Raw genomic sequence first — 20997 nt, 5'->3', positions numbered from 1 at the left:
GCCATGCCGTACCCGGGCCGCGCTGACGACGAACGCGGAGACGAGAGCGCCCGCGCGGGGCAAGAGGAGCGCGCGCCGCACGAGTGGCCGGGCCGGCGCGGGTGGTCGGCTGGCGACGGTGCCGGATGGGGCCCGCACGGGAGGTGGAGCGGCTGGGACGACCTCGGCGCCGAGCCGCGCTTCCGGTTCTCGCGCTGGGCGCGGCTGTGGCTCCCGGTCATCATCTCGTTCGTGGTGCAGGTGCCGGCGGCGCTGTTCACGTGGCGCCTCCGTCGGCTCGTCACCGTCGGCGCCGACGAACCGTGGCACCTCGCGGCCCGCGTCGGTCTGGCTCTGCTCGGCGCACTCGCGCTGATCGCCGCGCGCCGCTTCCCGGGCCCGGTGGTCGCCGTGGTCTCGGCCGCCGCGGGCGCCTATGCGCTCCTGGTGGCCGGCGAGTTCGCTCCTCCCTACATCGCGCTCGCCTTCGCGGTCGTCAGCGCGGTGGTGCGCGGCGCGCGGGTCTGGGCCTGGTGGTCGCTCGGCGTGGCCTGGGTGCTCACGGTGGGCGCCGGCATCCTCATCGGCGTCGACTGGCAGCCCGCCGCCGTGGTGGCCGTCACCCTCGGACTCGTGCTGCTGCTGGGCATCGGCGAAGGCATCCGCACGCGCCGCACCCGCATCGACGAACTCCGCCGCCGCGCCGCGGAGCGCCGGCTCACCGAGGTGCAGGCCGAGCGCGTGCGCATCGCGCGGGAACTCCACGACGTGCTGGCCCACTCGCTCAGCCAGATCAACGTGCAGGCCGGCGTCGGACTCCACCTCATCGACACGCAGCCCGAGCTGGCGGCGAGCGCCCTGGCGAACATCAAAGACGCCAGCAAGAGCGCGCTCGACGAGGTGCGCTCGGTTCTCGGCGTGCTGCGGGCGGGCCAGGATGCCCCGGGTGCGGAAGAAGACGCCGCGCCCCTCGTTCCCGAACCCGACCTCTCGCGGCTGGAGGGGCTCGTCGCATCCGTCGTGTCACAAGGGCTCCCGGTCACGCTCGAGAACGGCATCGCGCCAGGCGCTGACGCCGCGCCCCGCACCGGCCCACCTCCGAAGGCGGTCCAGCTCGCCCTCTACCGCATCGTGCAGGAGTCGCTGACGAACGTCATCCGCCACGCCGACGCGACCCGCGCCACGGTCACGCTCGCGGAGACCGCGGAGGCCTACACGGTGTCGGTGATCGACGACGGCACAGTCGCGGGCTCGGGCGCGGCTACGCGTGCGGACCAGACCGCCAGGGCGTCGCGGGCGCGCGATGCGGCACCCGACGCGGAGCCGGTGCGCCTCGGCCGAGGCCTGCTCGGCATGCGCGAGCGCGCCGAGCTGCTCGGCGGCGAATTCTCCGCCGGGCCCCGACCCGACGGGGGCTTCGTCGTGGCCGCGTCCATCCCGCGCCGGCCGGATCTCTCGCCCGTGCCGCCATCCCCCTCCGGCGCATCGGCCTCGCCCGTCGCACCGACGACCTCCACCGCGCCGGCAGCACCGAGCGCGTCGACTGCACCGACCCCACCGAGCGAGCCGACCGCACCCACCCCACCGAGCGAGCCGACCGCACCCACCCCACCGAGCGAGCCGACCGCACCCACCCCACCCATCGCACCGACCCCGACGACCGCGCCGACACCTCCGACCCCGCCCACAGCTGGAGCCACGCCACCCGAGGAGGCCCCGTGATCCGCGTCGCCATCGCCGACGATCAGCAGCTCATCCGCGGTGGGTTCCGCAGTCTGCTCGAGTCGGAGCCCGACCTCCACGTGGTGGGCGAGGCCGGATCGGGAACCGAGGCCGTCCAGCTGGTGCGCACGCAGCACCCCGACGTCATCCTGATGGACATCCGGATGCCCGACGGCGACGGGCTCTGGGCCACCGAGCAGATCACCGCCGACCCCGAGCTCGCCGCGACGCACATCGTGGTGGTGACGACCTTCGAGCTCGACGAATACGTGGGCCGCGCCATCCGGGCCGGTGCGAGCGGGTTCCTGGTGAAGGACACCGAGCCGGTCGAGCTCATCCGGGCCGTCCGCGTCGTCGCAGCCGGCGACGCGCTGCTCAGCCCGGGCGTCACGCGCCGCCTGCTCGAGCGGGTGTCGCACGATCTCACCGACCGACCGGATGCATCCCGCCTCGACGCCTTGACGGCCCGCGAACGCGAGGTGCTCGCGCTGGTGGGCGCCGGGCTCACGAACGAGGAGATCGGCGCGCGGCTCTTCCTCAGCCCGCTCACCGCGAAGACCCACGTCTCGCGGATCATGTCGAAGCTCGCGGCCCGCGACCGGGTGCAGCTCGTCGTGATCGCGTATGAGACCGGGCTCGTGACACCCGGACGGGCGTAGGCGGCGTCGGCCTCTCCGCGCCCCGTACTCCCCCGGGCGTACGGGGAATGCCGCCCGTCGGCAGATTCGCCCGAAGGCCGATGCGGCGAGGCTGTGAACAGAGGGTTCCGCACCGGAGCCCGAGAGAGAAGGAAATCGTGTTCACAACCGTCGCGCTCGCATCCGTCGCCGCCCATGCCGGCCCCTTCGTGGGCGGTTTCGGCTTTCTGTTCTTCCTGATCCCGCTGTTCTGGATCGCCCTGTTCGTCATCCTCTTCGCCACCGTCGGCCGCCGCTGGCGCCGCAACGCCTGGGCCGCCCGCGGGTGGGACCAGCCCGGCCGCCGCGCCGAGTCGACGCTCGCCGAGCGCTTCGCGCAGGGCGACATCGACGAGGTGGAGTACCGGGCGCGGCTGGAGGTGCTGCGGGCGAACAGCTCCTATCCGCAGCGGTAGGGGGTGCCGGGAGGGGTGCCGCTTGTTGAGGGGGCGACCGGACGGGGGTACCGCCCCGCCGCCCTTCGGGCTCGCCCGGCCTTCGGCTGGGCGAGCCCTTATTGCTCGCGCCGCCGCTTCTGCGGCGCGAGGCGACATGTTCGGCTGAGGTCGCTGACGCGGCCTCGGCCTCACCCTGGGTCATCGAGCAGGGCCCGATACGTGCAGTCTCGGTGGGGGTTTTGCGGGAGAATATTTGTATGCACATTGACGAACTGCCATTGCCTACCGGTCCGGCTTCGCTGGCTGCGCTCGACGTCGCTCAGGAGTATCAGTCGGAGGCGTTCGTCAACCATTGCGTGCGGTCATATCTGTGGGGCGCGGCACAGGGGCGGCTCACGGGGCTCGCGTTCGACGAGGAGCTGCTGTTCGTGTCGGCGATGCTGCACGACCTCGCCCTCGAGCCGGAGTTCGACAACCACACCCTGTCGTTCGAAAACGCCGGCGGCCACATCGCGTGGGTGTTCGGAGCCGGAGCCGGCTGGTCGCGGGAGCGGCGCACCCGCGCGGCGGAGGTGATCGTGCGGCACATGTGGGACGAGGTCGACCCTGCTGTCGACCCCGAGGGCCACCTGCTCTGCATCGGCACCGGGCTCGACATCTCGGGCCGCAACGTCGAGCTCTGGCCCGAGACGCTTCGCACCGAGGTGCTCGAGCGCTACCCGCGCCTCACCCTGCGCGACGAGTTCCTGCAGTGCTTCCGCGACCAGGCCGACCGCAAGCCGGTGAGCTCGGCGGCGGATGCGATCGCGTCAGGGGTGGCGGGACGGCTGGACACCAACCCGCTGGAGTGACGAGGGTTCCGACTCGTCCCCACCCAGGTTGCTCCAACGAGACTGAACGCAACAGGCCCTTATCGACGACCCAGGGTGACGGCGAGGCCGCGAAGCGACCTCACCGGAACATGTCGCGCGGCGCCGGGCAGGGACCGGCGACGCCCGAGGACGCCGCGCGAAGCACGGCGCCCGAGGCAGCTAGCACCGCTAGCGTGACCGGAAAAGTCGGCGGAACACGCCCATGACACCAGAGCGCCGCGCCACGGCGGGGGCGTCACCCGCGCGCCACCCGAAGCGCTTCTGCAGCGCCGCCGCCACCAGCGCGAAGCGCGCCGCATCGAGCGCCACCGCCTCCCGCCGCATGCCATCCTGATGCAACCGGAACACCCGCTCGAGGCGCACCCAGCTGGGCCGGCCCGCCGAATCCCAGGCGCCGCTGCCGATGCCCACGTCGTATTGGTCGTCGTGCGGCTTCGAGGTGAGCTGCATCGCCAGCACCGTGCCCCGGGGCTCGGTGGCGACGACGAGCACCGGGCGATCCTTGCCCCGGCCGTCGTTCTCCTCGTAGGGCACCCAGGTCCACACGATCTCGCCCGGATCGGCATCGCCATCGGTCACCGGGTTGTACGCCACACCCACGCGGCCCACCGACCGGGGGTCGATCTCCACGGTGGCGGATGCGCCGTAGCGACCGGGACTGCCGCCCTGGTCGTCGATTCTGCCGCTCATACGCCGACCCTATCGCCCGACCTCGTTGTGCCTCGTCAACGATTTGCGAATTGCCGTCGTCACCTCCCGGCCGCAGGGCCGGGTCGGGGTTGAATATTCCCCTGGGGCGCCGATCCGCGACGTGCCCGAGCTCAGAGGATCCATGGACACGTCACTCCGCGCCCGCCGCCGTACGCGCATCCGTGCCGCCGGCACCGCCTTCCTCGTCGTGGCGCTCACCGCCGCGGCCGCCATCACCGGCGCACCGGCCGCCTACGCCGACGACTACCCCAGCTGGGACGACGTGATCGCAGCCCGCGGCAACGAGGCCGCGAAGCAAGACGAGATCACGAAGCTGCAGACCGTGATCGCCGACAACGAGGCGAAAGCCGCCGCCGCCCAGCTCAAAGTGGCCGAGACCTCCGACGCCTACGACAAGGCGAGCGCGGCCCTCACCGCCGGTCAGCTCAAGTCCGACACCCTGGCCGCCACCGCGGCGGCCGCAGCCACGAAGGCCGAGCAATCGAAGAAGCGGGCCGCGCAGATGGCTGCCCAGTTCGTGCGCTCCGGCGGATCCGACCTCACCACGATGCTTCTCACGAGCGACTCCTCCCATGTCGACGACCTGCTCGCCCAGCTGAGTGCCGCCAGTCAGCTCACCCAGTCGGTGAGCGCCGTCTATACCGCCGCCGAGCAGGATGCGAACACGGCGACGTCGCTCAGCCAACAGGCCGAGGTGGCTAAGCAGGAACTCACCGAACTCGCCGATGCCGCCCAGGCCGCGCTCGAGGCCGCTGCTGCGGCACAGCGCGAGGCGGTGGCCATCCTGCAGGAGAACTACGCCCACAAAGACGAGATGAATGCACAGCTCGCGAGCCTGCAGCAGAATCTCGCCACCACCGAGCAGCAATACCAGGCCGGTGTCGCGGCCCGAGCCGCGGCGGCAGCTGCTGCCGCGGCCGCTGCAGCAGCTGCCGCGCACCAGGGCGGTCAGGTCGTCGGCCCCGTCTCCGGCGATGCGCAGGCCCTCGCCGAGGAGCTCATGGGCTACGTCGCCGCCGGCCAGTTCTGGGGTTCCACGCCCGACCACATCTTCGAGATCGCCTGGATCGCGCAGGGCCAGGATGTCGCGAACTGCGGCATCGACGTCACCATCCTCCAGGCGATGGTGGCCGCCGTGCGAGCCTTCGGCAGCGCCGGGGTCAGCGACATCAGCCGCCGCTGCACCGGCCAGATCGAGGGCGCGGGCACCGCATCCGCGCACTATCGGCAGGGCGGCGGCCACGCGGTCGACTTCACCTCGGTGGGTGGCGTGCGACTGACGGGCGCCAACGACGCCTCGCTCAACCTGATCGCGGTTCTCGACCCGATGATGCCCAACGGATCGCGGGTGGGCCAGTCGCAGTGCCGCTACGCCGCGGGCGACGAGCCGAACTTCCAGAACTTCATCGATTTCGAGGACAGCTGCGACCACCTGCACGTCGACGATTTCTGACTCGACGGGGTCCACCCGCGTGGCGATATCGTGAGCACATGACCTCCCCCGCCTCCGGAGCGCTCGCGCAGGCTGCACCGAGCGTCAAGCGTCTCGTCCAGCTGTCGATCCCGGCGATCCTCATCGGCGTCGTGAGCGCCTTGCTGCTGTTCGGCATCGAGTGGGTCGCCGACCAGCTCGAGTCGGTGATCTGGGATGTGTTCCCGCACGCCGCGGGAATCGACCCCGACAACGGGTGGTGGATCTTCAGCATCCTCACGCTCACCGGGCTGGTGGTGGGCCTGTGCCTGTGGCTGGTGCCGGGTCACGGTGGCCGCGACTCCGCCACGACGGAGCTCATCGCCCCGCCGTTGCCCTTGAGCGCACTGCCCTCCCTCGCACTCGTGGCGGTCGTCGGCCTGGCCGGCGGAGTGAGCCTCGGCCCCGAGAACCCGATCATCGCCATCAACACCGGCCTCCTCGTCGCCCTCATCGCACGCCTCTGGAAGGCGATTCCCCCCGCGCTCGTGATCATGATCACCGCCGCCGCCACCATCGGCGCCCTCTTCGGCACCCCGGTGGCCGCCGCCCTGGTGTTCACCGGTGTCGTCGGTTCGATCGCGGGCGGCGGCGCGCTCTGGGACAAGCTCTTCCTCCCCCTGGTCGCAGCCGGCGCCGGCGCCATCACGATGCGCTTCCTGGGTCACCCGACCTTCGCCCTCCCGCTGCCCGCCTACGACACCGTGCAGCCGTTCGACCTGCTGAGCGCGGCTGTGATCGCCGCGGTCGCCGCCGTGCTGGGGGTGGGCGCCGCCGCCGTGTTCCCACGCCTGCACGGCGCCTTCCGCCTGCTGCGCAATCCGGTCTTCTACGTCACGGCCGGCGGCATCGTGCTCGGTGTGCTGGGCGCCATCGGCGGGCCGATCACCCTCTTCAAGGGACTGCAGCAGACAGCCGAACTCGCCACGAACCGCGCCGACTACACCGTCGAGGCGTTGATCGTGATCGTGCTGGTCAAGGTGGTGGCGCTCACCGTCGCTGCGGCCGCCGGCTTCCGGGGCGGCCGCATCTTCCCGTCCGTGTTCATCGGCGCCGCCGTCGGCGTGCTGGCCAATGCCCTGGTCCCCGGCATCCCGGTCGCCCTCGCCGTGTCGGCCGGTGTGCTCGGCATGGTGCTCGCCGTCGCCCGCGACGGCTGGATCGCCCTCTTCATCGCCACGGCGGTCAGCGGCAGTCTCATCATCCTGCCCGTGCTCTGTCTCGCGATCCTGCCGACCTGGCTGATCGTCACGAAGGCCCCCGAGATGATCGTGCACCCCGACGGCGACAAGCCGATCCCGCTCGCCGGATCCGGCGTCGCGGCCACCGCTCCCTGAGGGCGTGACGGAGCACAGACGCCGAGGCGTCGGTACTCCGTCACAGGGCTCAGCGCCAGAACCCGGCGAGCCTCGCAGCGAGAGCTCGCCCCTGATCGAAACCGGCTCGTGCCGAAGCGGGACGCGAGGCGAGATTCATCATGGAACCGCCGAACGCCGCGAGCGAGTCACCGTCGGGCAGCACGGTCTCGACGCTGCTCCCGCCTGCCCTCAACTCGTCGACCTGCACGGCCAGCTGCATTCCCCAGTCGAGCGGCAGCAGCGTGCGCCCGCCGAGGGGCGAGAGCACCAGCACCCGCTGGTATCCCGCGGCCAGGTCGGCGTTCTCACTGGATCGCCGGTAGCCACCGTCGATGTATCGGCGGGCGCCGATGCGATAGGCGAAGCCGCCGGCGCAACTGGCGGCCACCGCATCAGCCAGGTCGACCCCGCTGTCACGGTCGAACACGACCGGTTCGCCGGTGTGCGCATCCACGGCCGTGATCGCGATGCGGTGTTCGGGCCAGTCCTGGCCGGGTAACCGGGCGGCGACGGTCGATCGCCAGCGCCCGTGCTCCGAGCCGTCCGACGTGACGTCCTTCGCGAGAGCCGCCGCGCCCTGCCGACGGCGCATGTCGACGACGTCCGCGGAGGCGGCGATGATCTCGGTCATCCGGCGCAACTGGTCGTCGGGTGAGCCGACGAACCCGCGGGAGCCGTTGGTTGCGACCGGGGCATGCCGTTGCGGGACCGGGGTGGAGAGGATGTCGGCATACAGCCGGGCCGGGCTCGCGCTGGTGATCTGAGCGGCGGCGGTCGATCCGGCCGACGTGCCGATCATGAGGTCGGCTTCGGTCACGTCGAGCCCGGAGTCGGCGAGCCCGGCGATCACGCCGATCAGCCAGGCGTTGCCGGCGGAGCTGCCGCCGCCGAGCACCAGGGCGCGCTCACGCGAGGGCGCAGAAGGAGACGTTTCGTGCAGAGAAGAAGGTTGTGTGTTCATGGGGGTGCCTTTCGCGATGCGAGGAGGGCGCTCCCGGTGGCGACTACGTCAGTCGCGCGATCGTGCACTGCGAGGGAGCACCCGTTACGGATACTGCGTTCATGGGTCTCACCTCCTGCCGATAGATCTGACGGGTCACGATCGCCCGTACGCTAGCACGCGGCCCGCACGGTGCACAACCGCCGCAGTTCCCCCGCCATCCCCGTTCACGACGGTCGTACAGCGTCACGCCGCCGCGTCAGAAAGGCGATCTCGGCCGCGTTGCCGGCCAGGCCGATCGCGGTGTCGTACGCCTCGCGCGCTGTCGAGACCCGGCCCAGGCGCCGCAGCAGATCCGCGCGTGCGGCATGGTAGGCGTGATACCCCGCCAGCTCGGGCTCGAGGTCGTCGACGAGCGCGAGGCCCGCTTCCAGCCCGTCGCGCTCCCCCACAGCGATCGCACGGTTGAGCCGCACGATCGGCGAACCGTCGAGCCGCACCAGCTGGTCGTAGAGCGCCACCACCTGCGCCCAATCGGTCGCGTCGCCGTCGGTGTGCACGGCGTTGATGGCGGCGAGCAGCTGGTAGCGCCCCGGCGCGATGCCCGAAGCCAGCCGGGAGCGCACGAGCGCGTGTCCTTCAGCGATCTGCGCGGCATCCCACTGTCCTCGGTCTTGATCGCCCAGGGGCACCAACTCGCCCGCCGATGAGACCCGGGCCGAACGGCGCGCATCGATGAGCAGCATCAGGGCGAGCATCCCGGTCACCTCGCCGGCGTCGGGGAGCAGTTGGTGCAGCATCCGTGAAAGGCGGATGGCCTCACCCGTCAGCTCCTCCCGCACGGGCGCGGTGTCGGGTGCGGATGCCAGATACCCCTCGTTGAAGATGAGGAACAGCACCGCCAGCACCCCGGTCAACCGCGCGGGGAGGTCCTCGGCCGACGGCACCCGGAACGGGATGCCCGCCGCAGAGATCTTCGCCTTGGCGCGCGTGATGCGAGCCCCCATCGTGGTGTCCTGTACGAGGAACGCGCGGGCGATCTCGGGCACGCTGAGTCCACCCACCATCCGGAGTGTCAGCGCGACGCGCGCCTCCATCGCGAGCGCCGGGTGGCAGCAGATGAAGATCAGCCGCAGCCGGTCGTCGTCGATGGCGCCGAGCGGTTCAGCGCCTGAATCGTCGACTCTGCCGTACACGAGCTCGGCCTCCCTGTGCTTGGCGTCGCGGGTGCTCTCGCGGCGCATCCGGTCGATCGCCTTGCGGGTCGCCGTGGTGGTGAGCCAGGCGCCGGGGTTGGGCGGGATGCCGTCCACCGGCCACCGCTCGATGGCGGTCGCGAAGGCTTCCGCGGCCGCGTCTTCGGCGATGTCGAGATCGCCGAACCGTTTCGCGAGCGTGGCGACCACCCGCGCCCACTCCTCGCGGTGGGCGCGGGTCAGAGCATCCTGCGCGTCTATTGGGGCTCCGGGAGGACGGGCCGCAGCTCGAGTCGCCGGTTGCAGGCCTTCGAGCCTTCGGCCATGAGCTTCAGGGCGACGTCGAGGTCGGGCGCTTCGATGATCCAGAACCCGGCGGCCCATTCCTTGGTCTCGACGAAGGGGCCATCGCTGAAGATCGGTTCGTCGCCGCGCCCGTCGATGACGGTCGAGACGGTGGGATCGGCGAGACCGGCCGCGAACACCCAGTGTCCGCCGGCCTGGAGCTTTTCGTTGAAGGCGTCGATGGCCACCATCTCCTCGGCTGTGCCCGAGTTGCTGCGGCCGTCGATGACGTTGACGAGATACTGCATGATCCGATCCTGCCCCTATTCCGCGTTCCGTGGCTGAGGTCCGACGCCCTCGGGGATGCCGGTGTGCAGCGTCGGCTTGTAGACGAGCTTCACCGTGCGCCCGTCGAGCACGGTCGACTCGAGGAGCTCGAGGTCGAACTCGGCGCCGTCGTGCAGGAGAGCGGCGTAGCCCGACTTGCCCGTGACGGCCGGGAACACCATGACCTCGAGCCGGTCGACGAGGCCGGCGGCCAGCAGGGCGCGGTTCAAGGAGATGCTGCCATGCGATCGCATCGGAACATCCGTGGTGCGCTTCAGTCGTTCGATCGCGGTGACGGCGTCTTCGTTGATGACGGTGGAGTTCTCCCACTCGAGCGGCTCTTCGAGGGTGCTCGAGAACACGATCTTCGGCAGGGCGGTCAGGCTGTCGTAGTAGGGCTCGTCGAAGATCTTGACGAACTTGCTGAACCCCCGGAAGGTGTTCGCGCCGAAGACGAGCACCTGCTCCTGCTCGAAGGTGCGCACGCGGTCTGCGATGATCTCGGGGCCCTCTTTGCCCCAGTATCCGGGCCAGCCTTCCGCCGATCCGTAGCCGTCCAGGCTGCTGAAGAAGTCGACGGTCAATGTGGTGCTCATGATGGTTCTCCCTGTTCGTCGTGCGGGCCGCCCCCGGTGGGTGCCTTCACTCCTGCTACGAACGGGCCGGGGTCATTTCGACAGGTCGGCGGAAATTCGCCGGGCGCCCGGGTCCAGTCGACGTACGGCGTCATCCCGTCAGCCCTCGCACGAGAGCGATGACAAGGCAGATCGCTCCGACGACCATGATCCCGATCGCCCACAGGCGGGCATATCGCACGTCGTTCTCTGTCGCCTCTCGCGAGCCGGGCCATCCGCGCGCTCGCATCCGCGCTAAGGATCGGGCGAAGACGAGCATCACGATCCCGACGACGACCAGGAGGATGCCGAAGAAGATCAGAAGCGCAGGGTCGTATGCCGCTCGGGCGTAGATCGCCACCGTCATGCTCGGAGTGTATCGGGCGGCAGTCACCGCTCACGCGGCACGGTGGTCGCTCACCAGCCTCACGGCTCCACTACTGTGGGCGCATGAACGACGTCGGGCTCGCCTACTCGCGTCGAGCTGCCGAGTACATCGAGCTCTTCGGCGAGATCGGCGCCGCGCATCCGTCGGATCGCCACCTCATCGCGACCTGGGCCGACACGCTCGAGGGGCCCGTGATCGATGCCGGGTGCGGACCGGGCCACTGGACCGACCACCTCGCCGAACGGGGACTCGATGCCCGTGGTGTCGACCAAGTGCCCGAGTTCATCGCTCGCGCCCGCAGCACCTACCCAGGGGTACCGTTCACGCTCGGCAGTCTGAACACGCTCGACGCGGAGAGCGGTTCGATCGGCGGGGTGCTCTCGTGGTACTCCCTCATCCACCACGAGCCGAGCACGATCGGGATGCCGCTACGCGAGTTCCGCCGCGTGCTGCGACCCGGCGGCGAAGTGCTGATCGGGTTTCTCGAGGGGCCCGTGGTGGAGGGATACGCGCACGCGGTCACCCCCGCCTACCTGTGGTCGGTCGACGCCCTCGGCGAGGAGTTGCAGTCGGCCGGTTTCGAGGTGACCGAGTCGCACGTTCGAAAGACCGCGGGGCAGCGTTCGCAGGCGGCGATCATCGCCCGCACTGCGCAAGACACGCACGAGGCACCTCAAGAGCGATAGGGCGAGCGCCTACGCCGTGGCGCCCGCGCCGCCCGGCAGCGCGCCCGCGCCGCGCAGGCTGCCCATCGTCGGCCCGGCCGGGTTCTGCAGCCAGCACGCCAACGCGCGATCGCCGGCGGCCCACGAGCCGTCGGAGGGGTAGACCATCTGCATCCCGTAACCCGACTGCTCCCACGGCACCCCGAGAAACTCCGAAACGGCCGGGGTGCACTGCGCGGCCGCGGCATCCGACAGCCACTCGGCGCCCGGATAATCGGGCCCGGCCGCTGCCTCGTCGACCGAGCCCACGTAGACGACCTCGGCGTCGTGTGCCTGATCGCATGACACGACGTCGGGCTGATCCATCTCCTGTTCGGCTTCGGTGGCCTGGCCGACGCCCGTGACGCACGATCCGACCGCGATGACGGGTTCGAAGGATGCCGGGGCCTGCGCGTTTCCGGCCGCTCCGCCACCCGATCCGAGCGCCGTCGCAGGTGCGCCGATGCCGCCGCCGTATCCGTTCGCCGTGAGCAGCCCGAGGATGGCGATCGACGTCACCGCGATTCCCAGCGGCGCGAGGAACATCGCGACCCGACCCCCGGCGGTACGGCCGCGCAACAACCCGATCAGGGTCGGCAGCGCTCCGAGCGCGCCGAGGAAGAGACTGAGCGCGGCGCTCCAGGCCACGGCCGCGGCCACCGACGGGTCGGCGAGATACGTGTCGGTCAGCCAGCTCCAGAAGCCCGGTTCGGAGAGCCCGCCGAACGTCGGCTCACTGGGTGCGTACATCGTGCTCGCGTCGAACAGCATCGAGGCGCCCACGCAGACGAGGATGGTGACCGATGCCACCACCGAGATGGCGACGGCGCCGCGAGTCGACACGTGCCCCTTCGCGCCGTAGCGGAAGAGTGCGGCAGCCCCGAAGGCCGTGCCGAACGCGACGATGCTCGAGATCCAGCCCGACTGCCAGATGATCAGCCACACCGGCACCGCGATCGGAACCACCAGCAGCGAGTAGCCCAGCCCCCGGCCGAAGTACCGGTCGTCATCCCGACCCCGCCTGCGCTCGGACGCGCCCCATCCGTAGTCCCCGTTCGACACCGTCGCCACCCCGCCTGTTGCTCGCGCCCGCGCAGATCCGGGCTGTCCGGAGGACACTCTATCGACACCTGTCGTCGATCAGGTGACGTGGTTGCCCAGCGCGGGCTAGTGGTTCGGGAGGCCACGAGCGCGATGGGAAGTCTGTCCACGTCTCCGCCGGCGGTAGCGCGGCGGCAGGTTGAGCGGCGGGTAGTCGGCGCCCGATTTCACGAACGTCGGTGGTCACATGCATTTCGGGAGGAGGAGACGATCACCGTGCCCTGTTCAGGCTGAGGTGTCCTTCTCCTCCTCCCGAAACGGAAGGCGAACGCTGAGCGAGTCGGCCGGCGACCCTATTTCGTGCCGGCGGTGGCCGCCGCCAGCGCGTCGACCAGCGAGTCGAGCCCCCACGGCAGCGACAGCGCGGTGGGCGGGGAGACCGCCGAGATGTTCGAGGTGCCCACGACCTGCGCCACGTGCCCGGACGCCACCGCGGGAATGACGGATGTCTGCGGGGCGGTCAGGAACGAATCCGCTTCGTCCTGCGTGGTGGCGTAGTCGACCAGCACGTCCGAGCTCAGCTTGTCGAGCTGCTCGTAGCTCAGCGTGTAGTAGAAGGTGGAGTCGCCGTTCGCCAGCTCGTCGACCGAGGGGGCGTTCACGAAGCCGAGGTCGAGCAGGAACTCGACCCGCGGGTCTTCCTTCTTGTACACGTAGAACGTGCCCGCCGAGTCGACGACCGCGGCGATGGTCTTGCCCTTGAACTCCGGATGCGCAGCCGCCGCGGCAGCGATCTGGGAGTCGATGTCGGCCAGCACCGTCTCCGCCTCGGCGGACTTGCCGAGCGCCTTGCCGACCGTGGTCACGACGTCGCGCCACGGGGTGCTCCACGCCTGGTCGGGGTAGGCGACGGTGGGGGCGATCTGCGACAGCGTCTCATACTGCTCCTCGGTGATGCCCGAGTAGACGGCGAGAATGACGTCGGGGTCGGCCGCGGCGATCGCCTCGTAGGGTGGCTCGTCGGGCGACTCGGGCAGCACCGTCGGGGTGTCGACCCCGGCCTTGTCGAGGGCGTCGGCCACCCACGGCAGCACGCCGTCGGAGTTGCCCGCGTAAGAGTCGAACGGGATGGCGACGGGGATCGTGCCGAGCGCGATCGCGGCATCCGTGCTCCCCCAGCCGAGCGTCACGACGCGCTGCGGGTCGGCGGGAACGGTGGTCTCGCCGAAGGCGTGCTCGATGGTGACGGGTCCACCGGCGTCGGCTTCGGCAGACGAGGTGGATTCGGCGCTGCTGCCTCCGGCGCATCCGGCCAGCACGAGGGCGGTGGCGACGGTGGATGCGACGAGAGCGGCCAGCTTCAGGCGTCGGGGCATGGATGTTCTCCTGCGAGTCGGGGCTGTGGATGCGACAGAATGTCGCGCAGTAAGGATTGCCTTACCTAACTACCCTAACGCATCCGCTCCCCCGATTTCAGCCCCGCCCGTGGAACCGACCCATCGGCACCACCATCGGGGAGCCGCTCACGGGGTCGTCGATGACGAGCGACTCGAGCCCGAACGCCTCCTTGACCAACGACGCCGAGATGACGTCGCGAGGCCCGCCCTCGGCCACGATCCGCCCCGCCGACATCACCACGAGGTGGTCGGCGTAGCGGGCGGCGAGGTTGAGGTCGTGCAGCACCATCACGACGGTGGTGCCGCGCTCCTGGTTGAGTTCTTGCAGCAGGTCGAGCACCTCGATCTGGTGGGTGACGTCGAGGAAGGTGGTGGGTTCGTCGAGCAGCAGGATGTCGGTCTGCTGAGCGAGGGCCATGGCGATCCAGACGCGCTGGCGCTGTCCGCCCGAGAGTTCTTCGATGTGGCGGGCGGCGAGGTCGTCGGTGCCGGTCGAGCGGAGCGCATGCGCCACGGCTTCGTCGTCGGCCGCCGTCCACTGCCGGAACAGCCCCTGGCGCGGGAAGCGCCCGCGCCCCACGAGATCGGCGACGGTGATGCCCTCGGGAGCGATCGGCTGCTGCGGAAGCAACCCGAGCACGGTGGCGAGCTGCTTGCTCGGGTACTTGTGCACATCCGTGCCGTCGAGGGATGCGACGCCCTCCTCGGGCCGCATCAACCGCGCGAGCGCCCGCAGCAACGTCGACTTGCCACACGCGTTCGGCCCGACGATGACGGTCACGCGCCCGTCCGGCACCACGAGGTCGAGCCCCTCGACCACCCGCCGCCCCTCGTACCCGAGCGCGAGCCCCTCGGCCCGCAGTTCATGCGAGGTCATGCAGCCCCTCTCCTTCGGTCGATTTCATCGCAGCAGGCGAGCCGGATGCGCGCGGTCGCGCTGGTCCTCTCACCGCCCGCTCGGTCAGGTCCCGTGGGCAGCGGGGGTGGGTTCGGCGCACGGCTCATGCGGCCCCCTTCGTTCGGTTGCCCCGCGCCAGCAGGAGAAGCAGGACGGGCGCGCCGATGATGCCCGTCACGATGCCGACGGGCACCTGCAGCCCAGGGAAGGCGTGCTGCGCCACGATGTCGGCACCCGTCACCACGACGGCCCCCACCAGCGCGCTCGTGACGAGCGCCGGCCCCGTCCCCCCGAGCAACCTCCGCGCGATCGGCGCCGACACGAAGGCCACGAACGCCACGGGCCCGGCCGCCGCAGTGGCAACCGCCGCGAATCCGACGCCCACGAGGGTGAGGAGCAGCCGGGTGCGGGTGACGCGCACCCCGAGTCCGGTGGCGGCTTCGTCGCCGAGTTGGAGCATCCGGAGCCGCGGTGCGAGAACAGCGAGCGCCACGGACAGCACGAGCGCCCCGACGGCCGTCACCACGAGCTCGGCGGGCTGCACGGTGCCGATGCTGCCGACGAGCCACACCAGGGCGGATTGCGCGTCGCGCACGTCGGCGCGGGTGAGCAGGTAGCCGATGATGGCCTGGGCGAGAAAGGCGAGGGCGATGCCGATGAGCACGAAGCGGGAGCCGACGGCCCCGGATCGTCCCGAACTCCCGACGGGCCCGAAGCCACCCGCGAGCAGAGTGATCGCCGCCGCGACGATCACGGCGCCCCCGAAAGCGGCGAACGAGACGGAGATGCCGCTCCATCCGAGAAGCAGGATGGCGCCGACGGCCGCGCCACTGGCTCCTTGCGAGATGCCGATGATGTCGGGGCTCGCGAGCGGGTTGCGCAGCAGACTCTGGAACACCGCGCCGACGAGCCCGAAGCAGGCACCGATGAGCAGTGCGAGGGTGAGACGGGGAAGACGGAGACCTTGCACGACGAAGCGGTCGCCGCCCGGTCCCTGGCCGAACGCGGCGGCCAGCACGTCGCCGGGCGCCACGATCCGGTTGCCGAGCATGAGCGCCAGAATGGCGAGCACCACGAGAACGGCGACGAGGATGCCGGTCACCACGAGAACACGCCGACGGGTCGCCGAGCGCACGGCTCCGAGCATCCGGATGTCTGAGTCGAGTGTCGACGTCACCGGATCACCGCCCGGTCGCGGCGCACGAGCACGATCAGCAGGGGTGCGCCGATGATGGCGACCACGATGCCCGCTTCGAGTTCGGCGGGCTGGGCGATGAGCCGCCCCACAGTGTCGGCGAGCACGAGCAGGATGGCGCCGAGCGGGATGGAGTAGGCGAGAATCCACCGGTAGTCGGGCCCCACGATGCGGCGGGCGACGTGGGAGACGACGAGTCCGACGAAGACGAGGGGTCCGGCGAGGGAGGTGGCCGATCCGCAGAGCAGGATGATGGCGATCCCGGCCACCGCGCGGGTGAGGCCGACGCGCTGGCCGAGGCCGCGGGCCACGTCGTCGCCGAGGGCGAGTCCGTTGAGGCTGCGGCCGAGGAGCAGCGCCAGGATCGCGCCCACGACGAGGAAGGGAAGGAGCGGCGGAACGGTGCCGAGATCGCGGGCGACGAGCGAGCCGACCGACCAGAACCGGTACTGCGCGAGGGTGTCGAGGTCGCGTAACAGCACGAGGGTGATGACGCTCGTGAGCACGGCGGTAACGGCGGCGCCCGCGAGCGTGAGGGAGAGCGGGGTGGGTCCGTTGCGTCCGGACGCGACGGCGTAGACGATCACGGCGGCGAGCGCGGCGCCGAGAAATGCGAACCACACGTATCCACTGGGCGCGCCGACGCCGAACACGGCGATGGCCACCACCACGGCGAGGGAGGCGCCGGCGTTGACGCCGAGCAGTCCCGGATCGGCGAGCGGATTCCGCGTCAGCCCCTGCATGAGCGCCCCCGCGAGCCCGAGGGAGGCGCCGGCGACGAGCCCGATCACGGTGCGGGGCACGCGCAGGTCGAGCACCACCATCTGCTCGGTGGCGTCGGCGCTGTGGCCGGTGAGGGCGGCGATGACGGCGCTCAGGTCGATAGCCCGCGACCCGAGGAAGAGGCTCGCCCCCACGGCCAGCAGCACTACCACGAGCAGGGCGACGAGCCCGAGGATGCGCGCGAGCCGCCGCCGCACGAGCGCCGGGCCGGGTGCGGATGCGGGCGCCGAGCCCGCGGGTCCCGCGACCGTCGCCGGCGCGGGGCGCGTCACTGCGCTTCGGCCTTGCCGCGACGCCAGTAGCCCATGAAGGCCACGCGGTGCCGGTCGACCCCCACCTCGGTGACGAGCAGCCGCCGCATCGCCTTGATGCACGCGGACTCCCCCGCCAGCCACGCGTAGAAGTTGGTCGACGGATGCTCGGCGTCGGGCTCCGGCGAATCCCACAGCATCTCCACGTCGACGTCGATGTCGGCGAGCTCCTGCTCTTCGGCGGCGAGCGCCGGGGCGATGCGGTCGCGGTGTTCTCCGACCCACGCGCGCACGGCGTCTTGCAGGTCAGGGTTCCCGGATGCGCGCCCCAGCCACGTGACGGACACGTCGGCATCCGTGCTGATGTCGACGGCGTCATCCGGATGCGGCACTTCGATGAACGCGTGCGCCCGGGTGCCGGCGGGCAGCGATTCGAGGATGCTGCAGATGGCGGGCGCGGCGGTCTCGTCGCCGGCGAGCAGGTAGTCGATGGCGTCGCCGGGTCGCCAGTCGAGGCCGAGCCTGTAGTCGACGCTGAGGTCGTCGGGCCCGACGATGACGATCTCGTCGCCCTCTTTAGCGCGTGCCAGCCAGTTAGCGGCGGGACCCGCGGGCGCGTCATGCCCCTCGTCGTGCACGACGAAGTCGACGTCGAGCTCGCGCTCGGCCTGCCGGATGGCGCGCACGGTGTAGGTGCGGAACGGGTTGCGCTCGGACTCGTCGAGCTCGCGCCACCGCTGATACCAGGTGCCGGCGGCGAGCACGTCGGGATCGAACCATCCGCACTCCCCGTACCCGCCGTCGGCGTGCGGGAGCACGACCTTGATGCGCTGGTCGAGTCCGGCGCTGCCGAACGTCGCGAACTCCTCGCCCGTGAACGTGACCCGTTTGAAGCTAGGGCTCACCTGCACGATCCGCGCCACGGTGGCGCGGTAAGGCCGGTACGAGGGTCGCTTGTCGCGCACGGTCTCGGAGCTCGCAGCATAGGTAAGCATTACCTAAGTATGCCAGGCCGCCTCGATGGGTGTCTCCGCCTGGTTGAACCTCGCCGCATCTCAATGTGCGGCTAGGCGAGACATGCCTTATTAGCTCTCGTCACAAGTCCTCACTTTGCTTTGCGAGCAACTTTTGGCGAATCCCGACAATCGCTGTCTCCCAGTTGTCGGCAAGCTGAGCTGACTTGATCATGCGGTGCACCGCGTTGGATACGTCTCGGGCGGGCTTTCGCAGCATTTTACTCATCCCGGCAAGCGCGTCGAGGGAGCTCTTGAACTGGCCAAAATTCTCCATCGCTTCTCGCGTGGACCTAGCAAGCCCGCCGATGCTATCGAAGAAATCTCCGGTGTCGTCATTAACCATTTCTGGATGTTCGTCGAGATACGCAAGAACTCCGGACAGTTGAGCATCCACGTTCGCCATCTGCTCTTCAAACTCGAGCGTCAGGCCATCAAGTTCATTTGCCTTGGGTTGAAGTTCTGTCGCGAACTTCGCGATGACTCCCAGACGCTGCTGCGCTGTCGCCCCGCTGTTGTTCGCAGACTGCATGTCTGCCGACGACAGCACGGCCAACTGCCCCATTCCCTCAACCACCTCGCCAATATTCGCTGTAGTAGCGACAACAGAGGGAACCACTAATTCGAATGCTGCGATCCGCTCAATGAATCCGTCGCCTTCCAACTCCGGATCGTACAATTCGGCTTCGCTCTCCGCAGTGGGCGGCTCTTCGATCTCTAGAAAGCTGGCACCTCCCGCGCTTCGTTCGTTCCAAAGGCGCGTCGCAGAGACCTCGCCGCTTCCTTCGGCCAAACCAATACTGAGCGCGCGTTCCAACTCCTTTCGCGCATCGATTAGCCCTCGCTCAGAACGCGAAAATTGGATGGTGCGGATTGCTGAAATATCGAAAGGGAGTTGGCCGTACTCTCCGATCTGAATTGTGAGTAGCGGCTTGGTGTGTCGTAAGCCAAGCTCGTACATGACGTTCGGATTACCGCCGCTCAGATCAGCAATCACAACCTCATCGTCGCGCAACCGCCGAAATACTTGTTCCGTGATCTCGCCGGTCGCGGCAATCTGGTCTGCTCGCACCGGATCAAGACCGAATGCGACGCACGCGGGACGCACCACTTTCTCGAATACGTCAAGGGCATCCTCGTAGATATCCCGCGCTGGGTCCCCTATTGGTGCGAATTTACTTCCGATTGGGCCAATCACGAAGCAGCGAAGAATCCGGCTTTCCAGGGTCATCGGGTCAGTCATGCGGCGACTGGCTCCTTTCGAGTAATCGTTCCGCCAACGCTAGACCAGTGGTCGCGTCCGCTTGTGTGCATCGCTGAATTGAGTATTGAGCCTTATGTTTGATGCTGAGCGCGCGCTGGAGTTGGCGACTTGCAGCACGATCAAGGCCTGCCAGGGTGCGAGTCGCTCGATTGTGATCGGCGGCGTTCGAAATTAGGCCCCCGTGGCTCAGAATAATCGCGTCAGACGCATTGATCGATGCAGATACGCTCATGCTGACAGCCGCGTCGAATGCTCCCGATTCGAATGCGTAGTTTGCCATGATGAAAAATTCCTCCGCCTTCGCGATCTTCGATCTGACCGCTAGACGCAATTCAGGCGACGGCACGCCCAAACTCTACGGCAGACCCATTTCGTTTTGGCGGCAGGAGTAGCCAAGTGCGCCTGCGCGGGTATCGACTCCTTGCCCGGGAGATGCAGCGCTCACGCGGTGGTATTGCCATAGGTCGTACCGACTACGGGACCACGCGGATCTAGAACGTGAGCAGCCGTTGCTCATCGTCGCGCTCGTCACCTCAAAGCGCGCCGATCAGGACTTGATTCCAACTCGTCCGCACATTGGGAGCGACCGGATTACTCTAGGATGCCAGGTCGTTCATCGTCCGCCGGATCGCTGCATCGTCAATTTCCACGCGGTCACTGAGCGTCTGCGTCGGCCAGACCTGAGTCCAGCCCGGCCCTGGTTCACGAAAGAAGCTACTCCATCGGCGCGCTGCAATCGCAGGGTTGATCTGGCGAGTGAGGAGCGCAACCCTACCAAGTGCGACTACGTGGTTACCAAACTGCGCTCGCGGCGGACTAAGTGCGGAACCGGTGACGTCGCTGGCGAAAAAGAAGATGCGGTTTGCGAGCATCACTTGGTCGGGCGATGACCGAGTCGCGGCGTACACGCGTGTCGCTCGACTAGGGCGCAGTTCCGTGGCGTCAGCAATCTGCTCGGTACTAAATGATGAGCCATCGACTCGCTCATTCTGAAGGGCGATAGCGACCTTGCATGCCCAACGAGCCAGGGTGAAACTGCCAAAGGGCTGCAGCGCGGGCAAGCCCATGTGCGTCATTGGCGCCAGAATAGGCTTGGTAGCTTCCTCAAGGCTACTCATCCAGCCGTTGTTGCACGAAAAACAAACTGAGGTTGTCGCGTGGAGCGGATGATCGATAGCACGTGTGGGCAACTTGTATCGGATATTCGAACCCGTTCCGAAGACGGGAATGTATCCAGGCAGGGACTCGCGTCGCATACGAGGATCTCGGGCCGCGTAGCCTTGTTCCACTGTCGGCAGTTTCCGCGCCCACTTAGGAATAATGTGCTCCTGCGTGCTCTGGCTCCGAGGGATGAGTACACGACAAAAGGCGCAGCGCTTTCCAGTTGACTCAGTGCCAGATCGGGTCGGCCGCACCGTCAGAGGGTCAGCACGCTTCACCAGTCAATCGTCACATAGCGCGCCGCCCCTCGCATCACCTACGGCACCTGTAAATCAGGACCTGTAGCCATAGG

The 20997-nt window shown here is 69.0% G+C and carries 22 protein-coding genes; 7 read left to right on the top strand and 15 right to left on the bottom strand.

Annotation, left to right across the window (positions count from 1 at the left end; genetic code table 11):
• Window positions 1–3: 3 nt before the first annotated feature.
• From BLW00_RS15580 to BLW00_RS15565, 4 genes are all read left to right on the top strand, one after another.
• On the top strand, window positions 4–1701 hold the full coding sequence (locus tag BLW00_RS15580; protein ID WP_175494312.1) for a sensor histidine kinase: 1698 nt from the start codon (window positions 4–6) through the stop codon (window positions 1699–1701).
• A complete protein-coding gene (locus BLW00_RS15575; RefSeq protein ID WP_092555760.1) occupies window positions 1698–2360 on the top strand; it encodes a response regulator in 663 nt (220 codons plus the stop codon). The genes BLW00_RS15580 and BLW00_RS15575 overlap by 4 nt, the downstream gene beginning before the upstream one ends.
• Window positions 2361–2497: 137 nt before the next feature.
• Window positions 2498–2794, top strand: coding sequence for an SHOCT domain-containing protein (locus BLW00_RS15570; RefSeq protein ID WP_175494311.1), 297 nt, complete (start codon window positions 2498–2500; stop codon window positions 2792–2794).
• Window positions 2795–3033: 239 nt separating this feature from the next.
• Window positions 3034–3627, top strand: coding sequence for an HD domain-containing protein (locus tag BLW00_RS15565; RefSeq protein WP_092555756.1), 594 nt, complete (start codon window positions 3034–3036; stop codon window positions 3625–3627).
• A gap of 189 nt (window positions 3628–3816) precedes the next feature.
• Here the strand turns inward: BLW00_RS15565 and BLW00_RS15560 are convergent, their stop codons facing one another.
• Complete coding sequence (locus BLW00_RS15560) at window positions 3817–4338, bottom strand: type II toxin-antitoxin system PemK/MazF family toxin (RefSeq protein ID WP_092555754.1); 522 nt, start codon at window positions 4336–4338, stop codon at window positions 3817–3819.
• Between the two features lie 142 nt (window positions 4339–4480).
• Here BLW00_RS15560 and BLW00_RS15555 point away from each other — a divergent pair, with 142 nt between their 5' ends.
• Window positions 4481–5812: a coiled-coil domain-containing protein gene (locus tag BLW00_RS15555; protein WP_092555752.1), complete on the top strand. Its 1332-nt coding sequence runs from the start codon at window positions 4481–4483 to the stop codon at window positions 5810–5812.
• A 38-nt stretch (window positions 5813–5850) separates the two neighbouring features.
• A complete protein-coding gene (locus BLW00_RS15550) occupies window positions 5851–7167 on the top strand; it encodes an ion channel protein (RefSeq protein WP_092555750.1) in 1317 nt (438 codons plus the stop codon).
• 49 nt (window positions 7168–7216) lie between these two features.
• On the opposite strand, the gene BLW00_RS15545 is transcribed toward BLW00_RS15550, so the two are convergent.
• The 5 genes from BLW00_RS15545 to BLW00_RS15525 all read right to left on the bottom strand — a co-directional run bounded on the left by BLW00_RS15545 (window position 7217) and on the right by BLW00_RS15525 (window position 10917).
• The gene (locus BLW00_RS15545) at window positions 7217–8149 is read right to left on the bottom strand and encodes a patatin-like phospholipase family protein (protein WP_092555748.1); all 933 of its coding nucleotides are present in this window, start codon (window positions 8147–8149) and stop codon (window positions 7217–7219) included.
• A gap of 206 nt (window positions 8150–8355) precedes the next feature.
• Window positions 8356–9534, bottom strand: a complete 1179-nt coding sequence (locus BLW00_RS15540; protein WP_175494258.1) for an RNA polymerase sigma factor — start codon at window positions 9532–9534, stop codon at window positions 8356–8358.
• Between the two features lie 47 nt (window positions 9535–9581).
• Window positions 9582–9917, bottom strand: coding sequence for a YciI family protein (locus tag BLW00_RS15535; RefSeq protein WP_092555746.1), 336 nt, complete (start codon window positions 9915–9917; stop codon window positions 9582–9584).
• Window positions 9918–9932: 15 nt separating this feature from the next.
• Complete coding sequence (locus tag BLW00_RS15530; RefSeq protein WP_092555744.1) at window positions 9933–10532, bottom strand: dihydrofolate reductase family protein; 600 nt, start codon at window positions 10530–10532, stop codon at window positions 9933–9935.
• A gap of 130 nt (window positions 10533–10662) precedes the next feature.
• The gene (locus BLW00_RS15525; protein WP_092555742.1) at window positions 10663–10917 is read right to left on the bottom strand and encodes a hypothetical protein; all 255 of its coding nucleotides are present in this window, start codon (window positions 10915–10917) and stop codon (window positions 10663–10665) included.
• A gap of 83 nt (window positions 10918–11000) precedes the next feature.
• Here BLW00_RS15525 and BLW00_RS15520 point away from each other — a divergent pair, with 83 nt between their 5' ends.
• The gene (locus BLW00_RS15520) at window positions 11001–11624 is read left to right on the top strand and encodes a class I SAM-dependent methyltransferase (protein WP_092555740.1); all 624 of its coding nucleotides are present in this window, start codon (window positions 11001–11003) and stop codon (window positions 11622–11624) included.
• Window positions 11625–11633: 9 nt separating this feature from the next.
• On the opposite strand, the gene BLW00_RS15515 is transcribed toward BLW00_RS15520, so the two are convergent.
• From BLW00_RS15515 to BLW00_RS23025, 9 genes are all read right to left on the bottom strand, one after another.
• Window positions 11634–12704 carry a septum formation family protein gene (locus tag BLW00_RS15515; protein WP_139256740.1) on the bottom strand — a complete coding sequence of 357 codons (1071 nt, stop codon included), beginning with the start codon at window positions 12702–12704 and terminating at the stop codon, window positions 11634–11636.
• Between the two features lie 332 nt (window positions 12705–13036).
• Entirely contained in the window at window positions 13037–14059 is a 1023-nt protein-coding gene (locus BLW00_RS15510) for an iron-siderophore ABC transporter substrate-binding protein (protein WP_092555736.1), read from the bottom strand.
• A gap of 97 nt (window positions 14060–14156) precedes the next feature.
• Window positions 14157–14957: an ABC transporter ATP-binding protein gene (locus BLW00_RS15505; protein WP_092555734.1), complete on the bottom strand. Its 801-nt coding sequence runs from the start codon at window positions 14955–14957 to the stop codon at window positions 14157–14159.
• Between the two features lie 124 nt (window positions 14958–15081).
• The gene (locus BLW00_RS15500) at window positions 15082–16155 is read right to left on the bottom strand and encodes a FecCD family ABC transporter permease (protein ID WP_245741616.1); all 1074 of its coding nucleotides are present in this window, start codon (window positions 16153–16155) and stop codon (window positions 15082–15084) included.
• A complete protein-coding gene (locus tag BLW00_RS15495) occupies window positions 16152–17228 on the bottom strand; it encodes a FecCD family ABC transporter permease (protein WP_217634392.1) in 1077 nt (358 codons plus the stop codon). The genes BLW00_RS15500 and BLW00_RS15495 overlap by 4 nt, the downstream gene beginning before the upstream one ends.
• Window positions 17225–18202: a siderophore-interacting protein gene (locus tag BLW00_RS15490; protein WP_092555732.1), complete on the bottom strand. Its 978-nt coding sequence runs from the start codon at window positions 18200–18202 to the stop codon at window positions 17225–17227. The genes BLW00_RS15495 and BLW00_RS15490 overlap by 4 nt, the downstream gene beginning before the upstream one ends.
• 100 nt (window positions 18203–18302) lie before the next feature.
• Entirely contained in the window at window positions 18303–19463 is a 1161-nt protein-coding gene (locus BLW00_RS15485) for a hypothetical protein (RefSeq protein WP_092555730.1), read from the bottom strand.
• Window positions 19456–19830, bottom strand: coding sequence for a HEPN domain-containing protein (locus BLW00_RS15480; RefSeq protein WP_092555728.1), 375 nt, complete (start codon window positions 19828–19830; stop codon window positions 19456–19458). Before BLW00_RS15480 ends, BLW00_RS15485 begins: the two co-directional genes overlap by 8 nt.
• Window positions 19831–20080: 250 nt before the next feature.
• Window positions 20081–20602, bottom strand: a complete 522-nt coding sequence (locus tag BLW00_RS23025; protein ID WP_217634391.1) for a hypothetical protein — start codon at window positions 20600–20602, stop codon at window positions 20081–20083.
• Window positions 20603–20997: the final 395 nt, after the last annotated feature.

Source organism: Herbiconiux ginsengi (assembly GCF_900107435.1).
GTDB lineage: Bacteria > Actinomycetota > Actinomycetes > Actinomycetales > Microbacteriaceae > Herbiconiux > Herbiconiux ginsengi.
Note: the sequence above shows the minus strand (reverse complement) of the source record. Positions and strands in the feature narration are given on the sequence as shown.

Excerpts from the sequence above, each read along its gene's own strand:
- BLW00_RS15580 (WP_175494312.1), top strand. The coding sequence starts at position 4 with ATGCCGTACCCGGGCCGCGCTGACGACGAACGCGGAGACGAGAGCGCC.
- BLW00_RS15565 (WP_092555756.1), top strand. The coding sequence starts at position 3,034 with ATGCACATTGACGAACTGCCATTGCCTACCGGTCCGGCTTCGCTGGCT.
- BLW00_RS15560 (WP_092555754.1), bottom strand. The coding sequence starts at position 4,338 with ATGAGCGGCAGAATCGACGACCAGGGCGGCAGTCCCGGTCGCTACGGC.
- BLW00_RS15555 (WP_092555752.1), top strand. The coding sequence starts at position 4,481 with ATGGACACGTCACTCCGCGCCCGCCGCCGTACGCGCATCCGTGCCGCC.
- BLW00_RS15550 (WP_092555750.1), top strand. The coding sequence starts at position 5,851 with ATGACCTCCCCCGCCTCCGGAGCGCTCGCGCAGGCTGCACCGAGCGTC.
- BLW00_RS15545 (WP_092555748.1), bottom strand. The coding sequence starts at position 8,149 with ATGAACACACAACCTTCTTCTCTGCACGAAACGTCTCCTTCTGCGCCC.
- BLW00_RS15535 (WP_092555746.1), bottom strand. The coding sequence starts at position 9,917 with ATGCAGTATCTCGTCAACGTCATCGACGGCCGCAGCAACTCGGGCACA.
- BLW00_RS15530 (WP_092555744.1), bottom strand. The coding sequence starts at position 10,532 with ATGAGCACCACATTGACCGTCGACTTCTTCAGCAGCCTGGACGGCTAC.
- BLW00_RS15525 (WP_092555742.1), bottom strand. The coding sequence starts at position 10,917 with ATGACGGTGGCGATCTACGCCCGAGCGGCATACGACCCTGCGCTTCTG.
- BLW00_RS15520 (WP_092555740.1), top strand. The coding sequence starts at position 11,001 with ATGAACGACGTCGGGCTCGCCTACTCGCGTCGAGCTGCCGAGTACATC.
- BLW00_RS15510 (WP_092555736.1), bottom strand. The coding sequence starts at position 14,059 with ATGCCCCGACGCCTGAAGCTGGCCGCTCTCGTCGCATCCACCGTCGCC.
- BLW00_RS15505 (WP_092555734.1), bottom strand. The coding sequence starts at position 14,957 with ATGACCTCGCATGAACTGCGGGCCGAGGGGCTCGCGCTCGGGTACGAG.
- BLW00_RS15490 (WP_092555732.1), bottom strand. The coding sequence starts at position 18,202 with ATGCTTACCTATGCTGCGAGCTCCGAGACCGTGCGCGACAAGCGACCC.
- BLW00_RS15485 (WP_092555730.1), bottom strand. The coding sequence starts at position 19,463 with ATGACTGACCCGATGACCCTGGAAAGCCGGATTCTTCGCTGCTTCGTG.
- BLW00_RS23025 (WP_217634391.1), bottom strand. The coding sequence starts at position 20,602 with ATGAGTAGCCTTGAGGAAGCTACCAAGCCTATTCTGGCGCCAATGACG.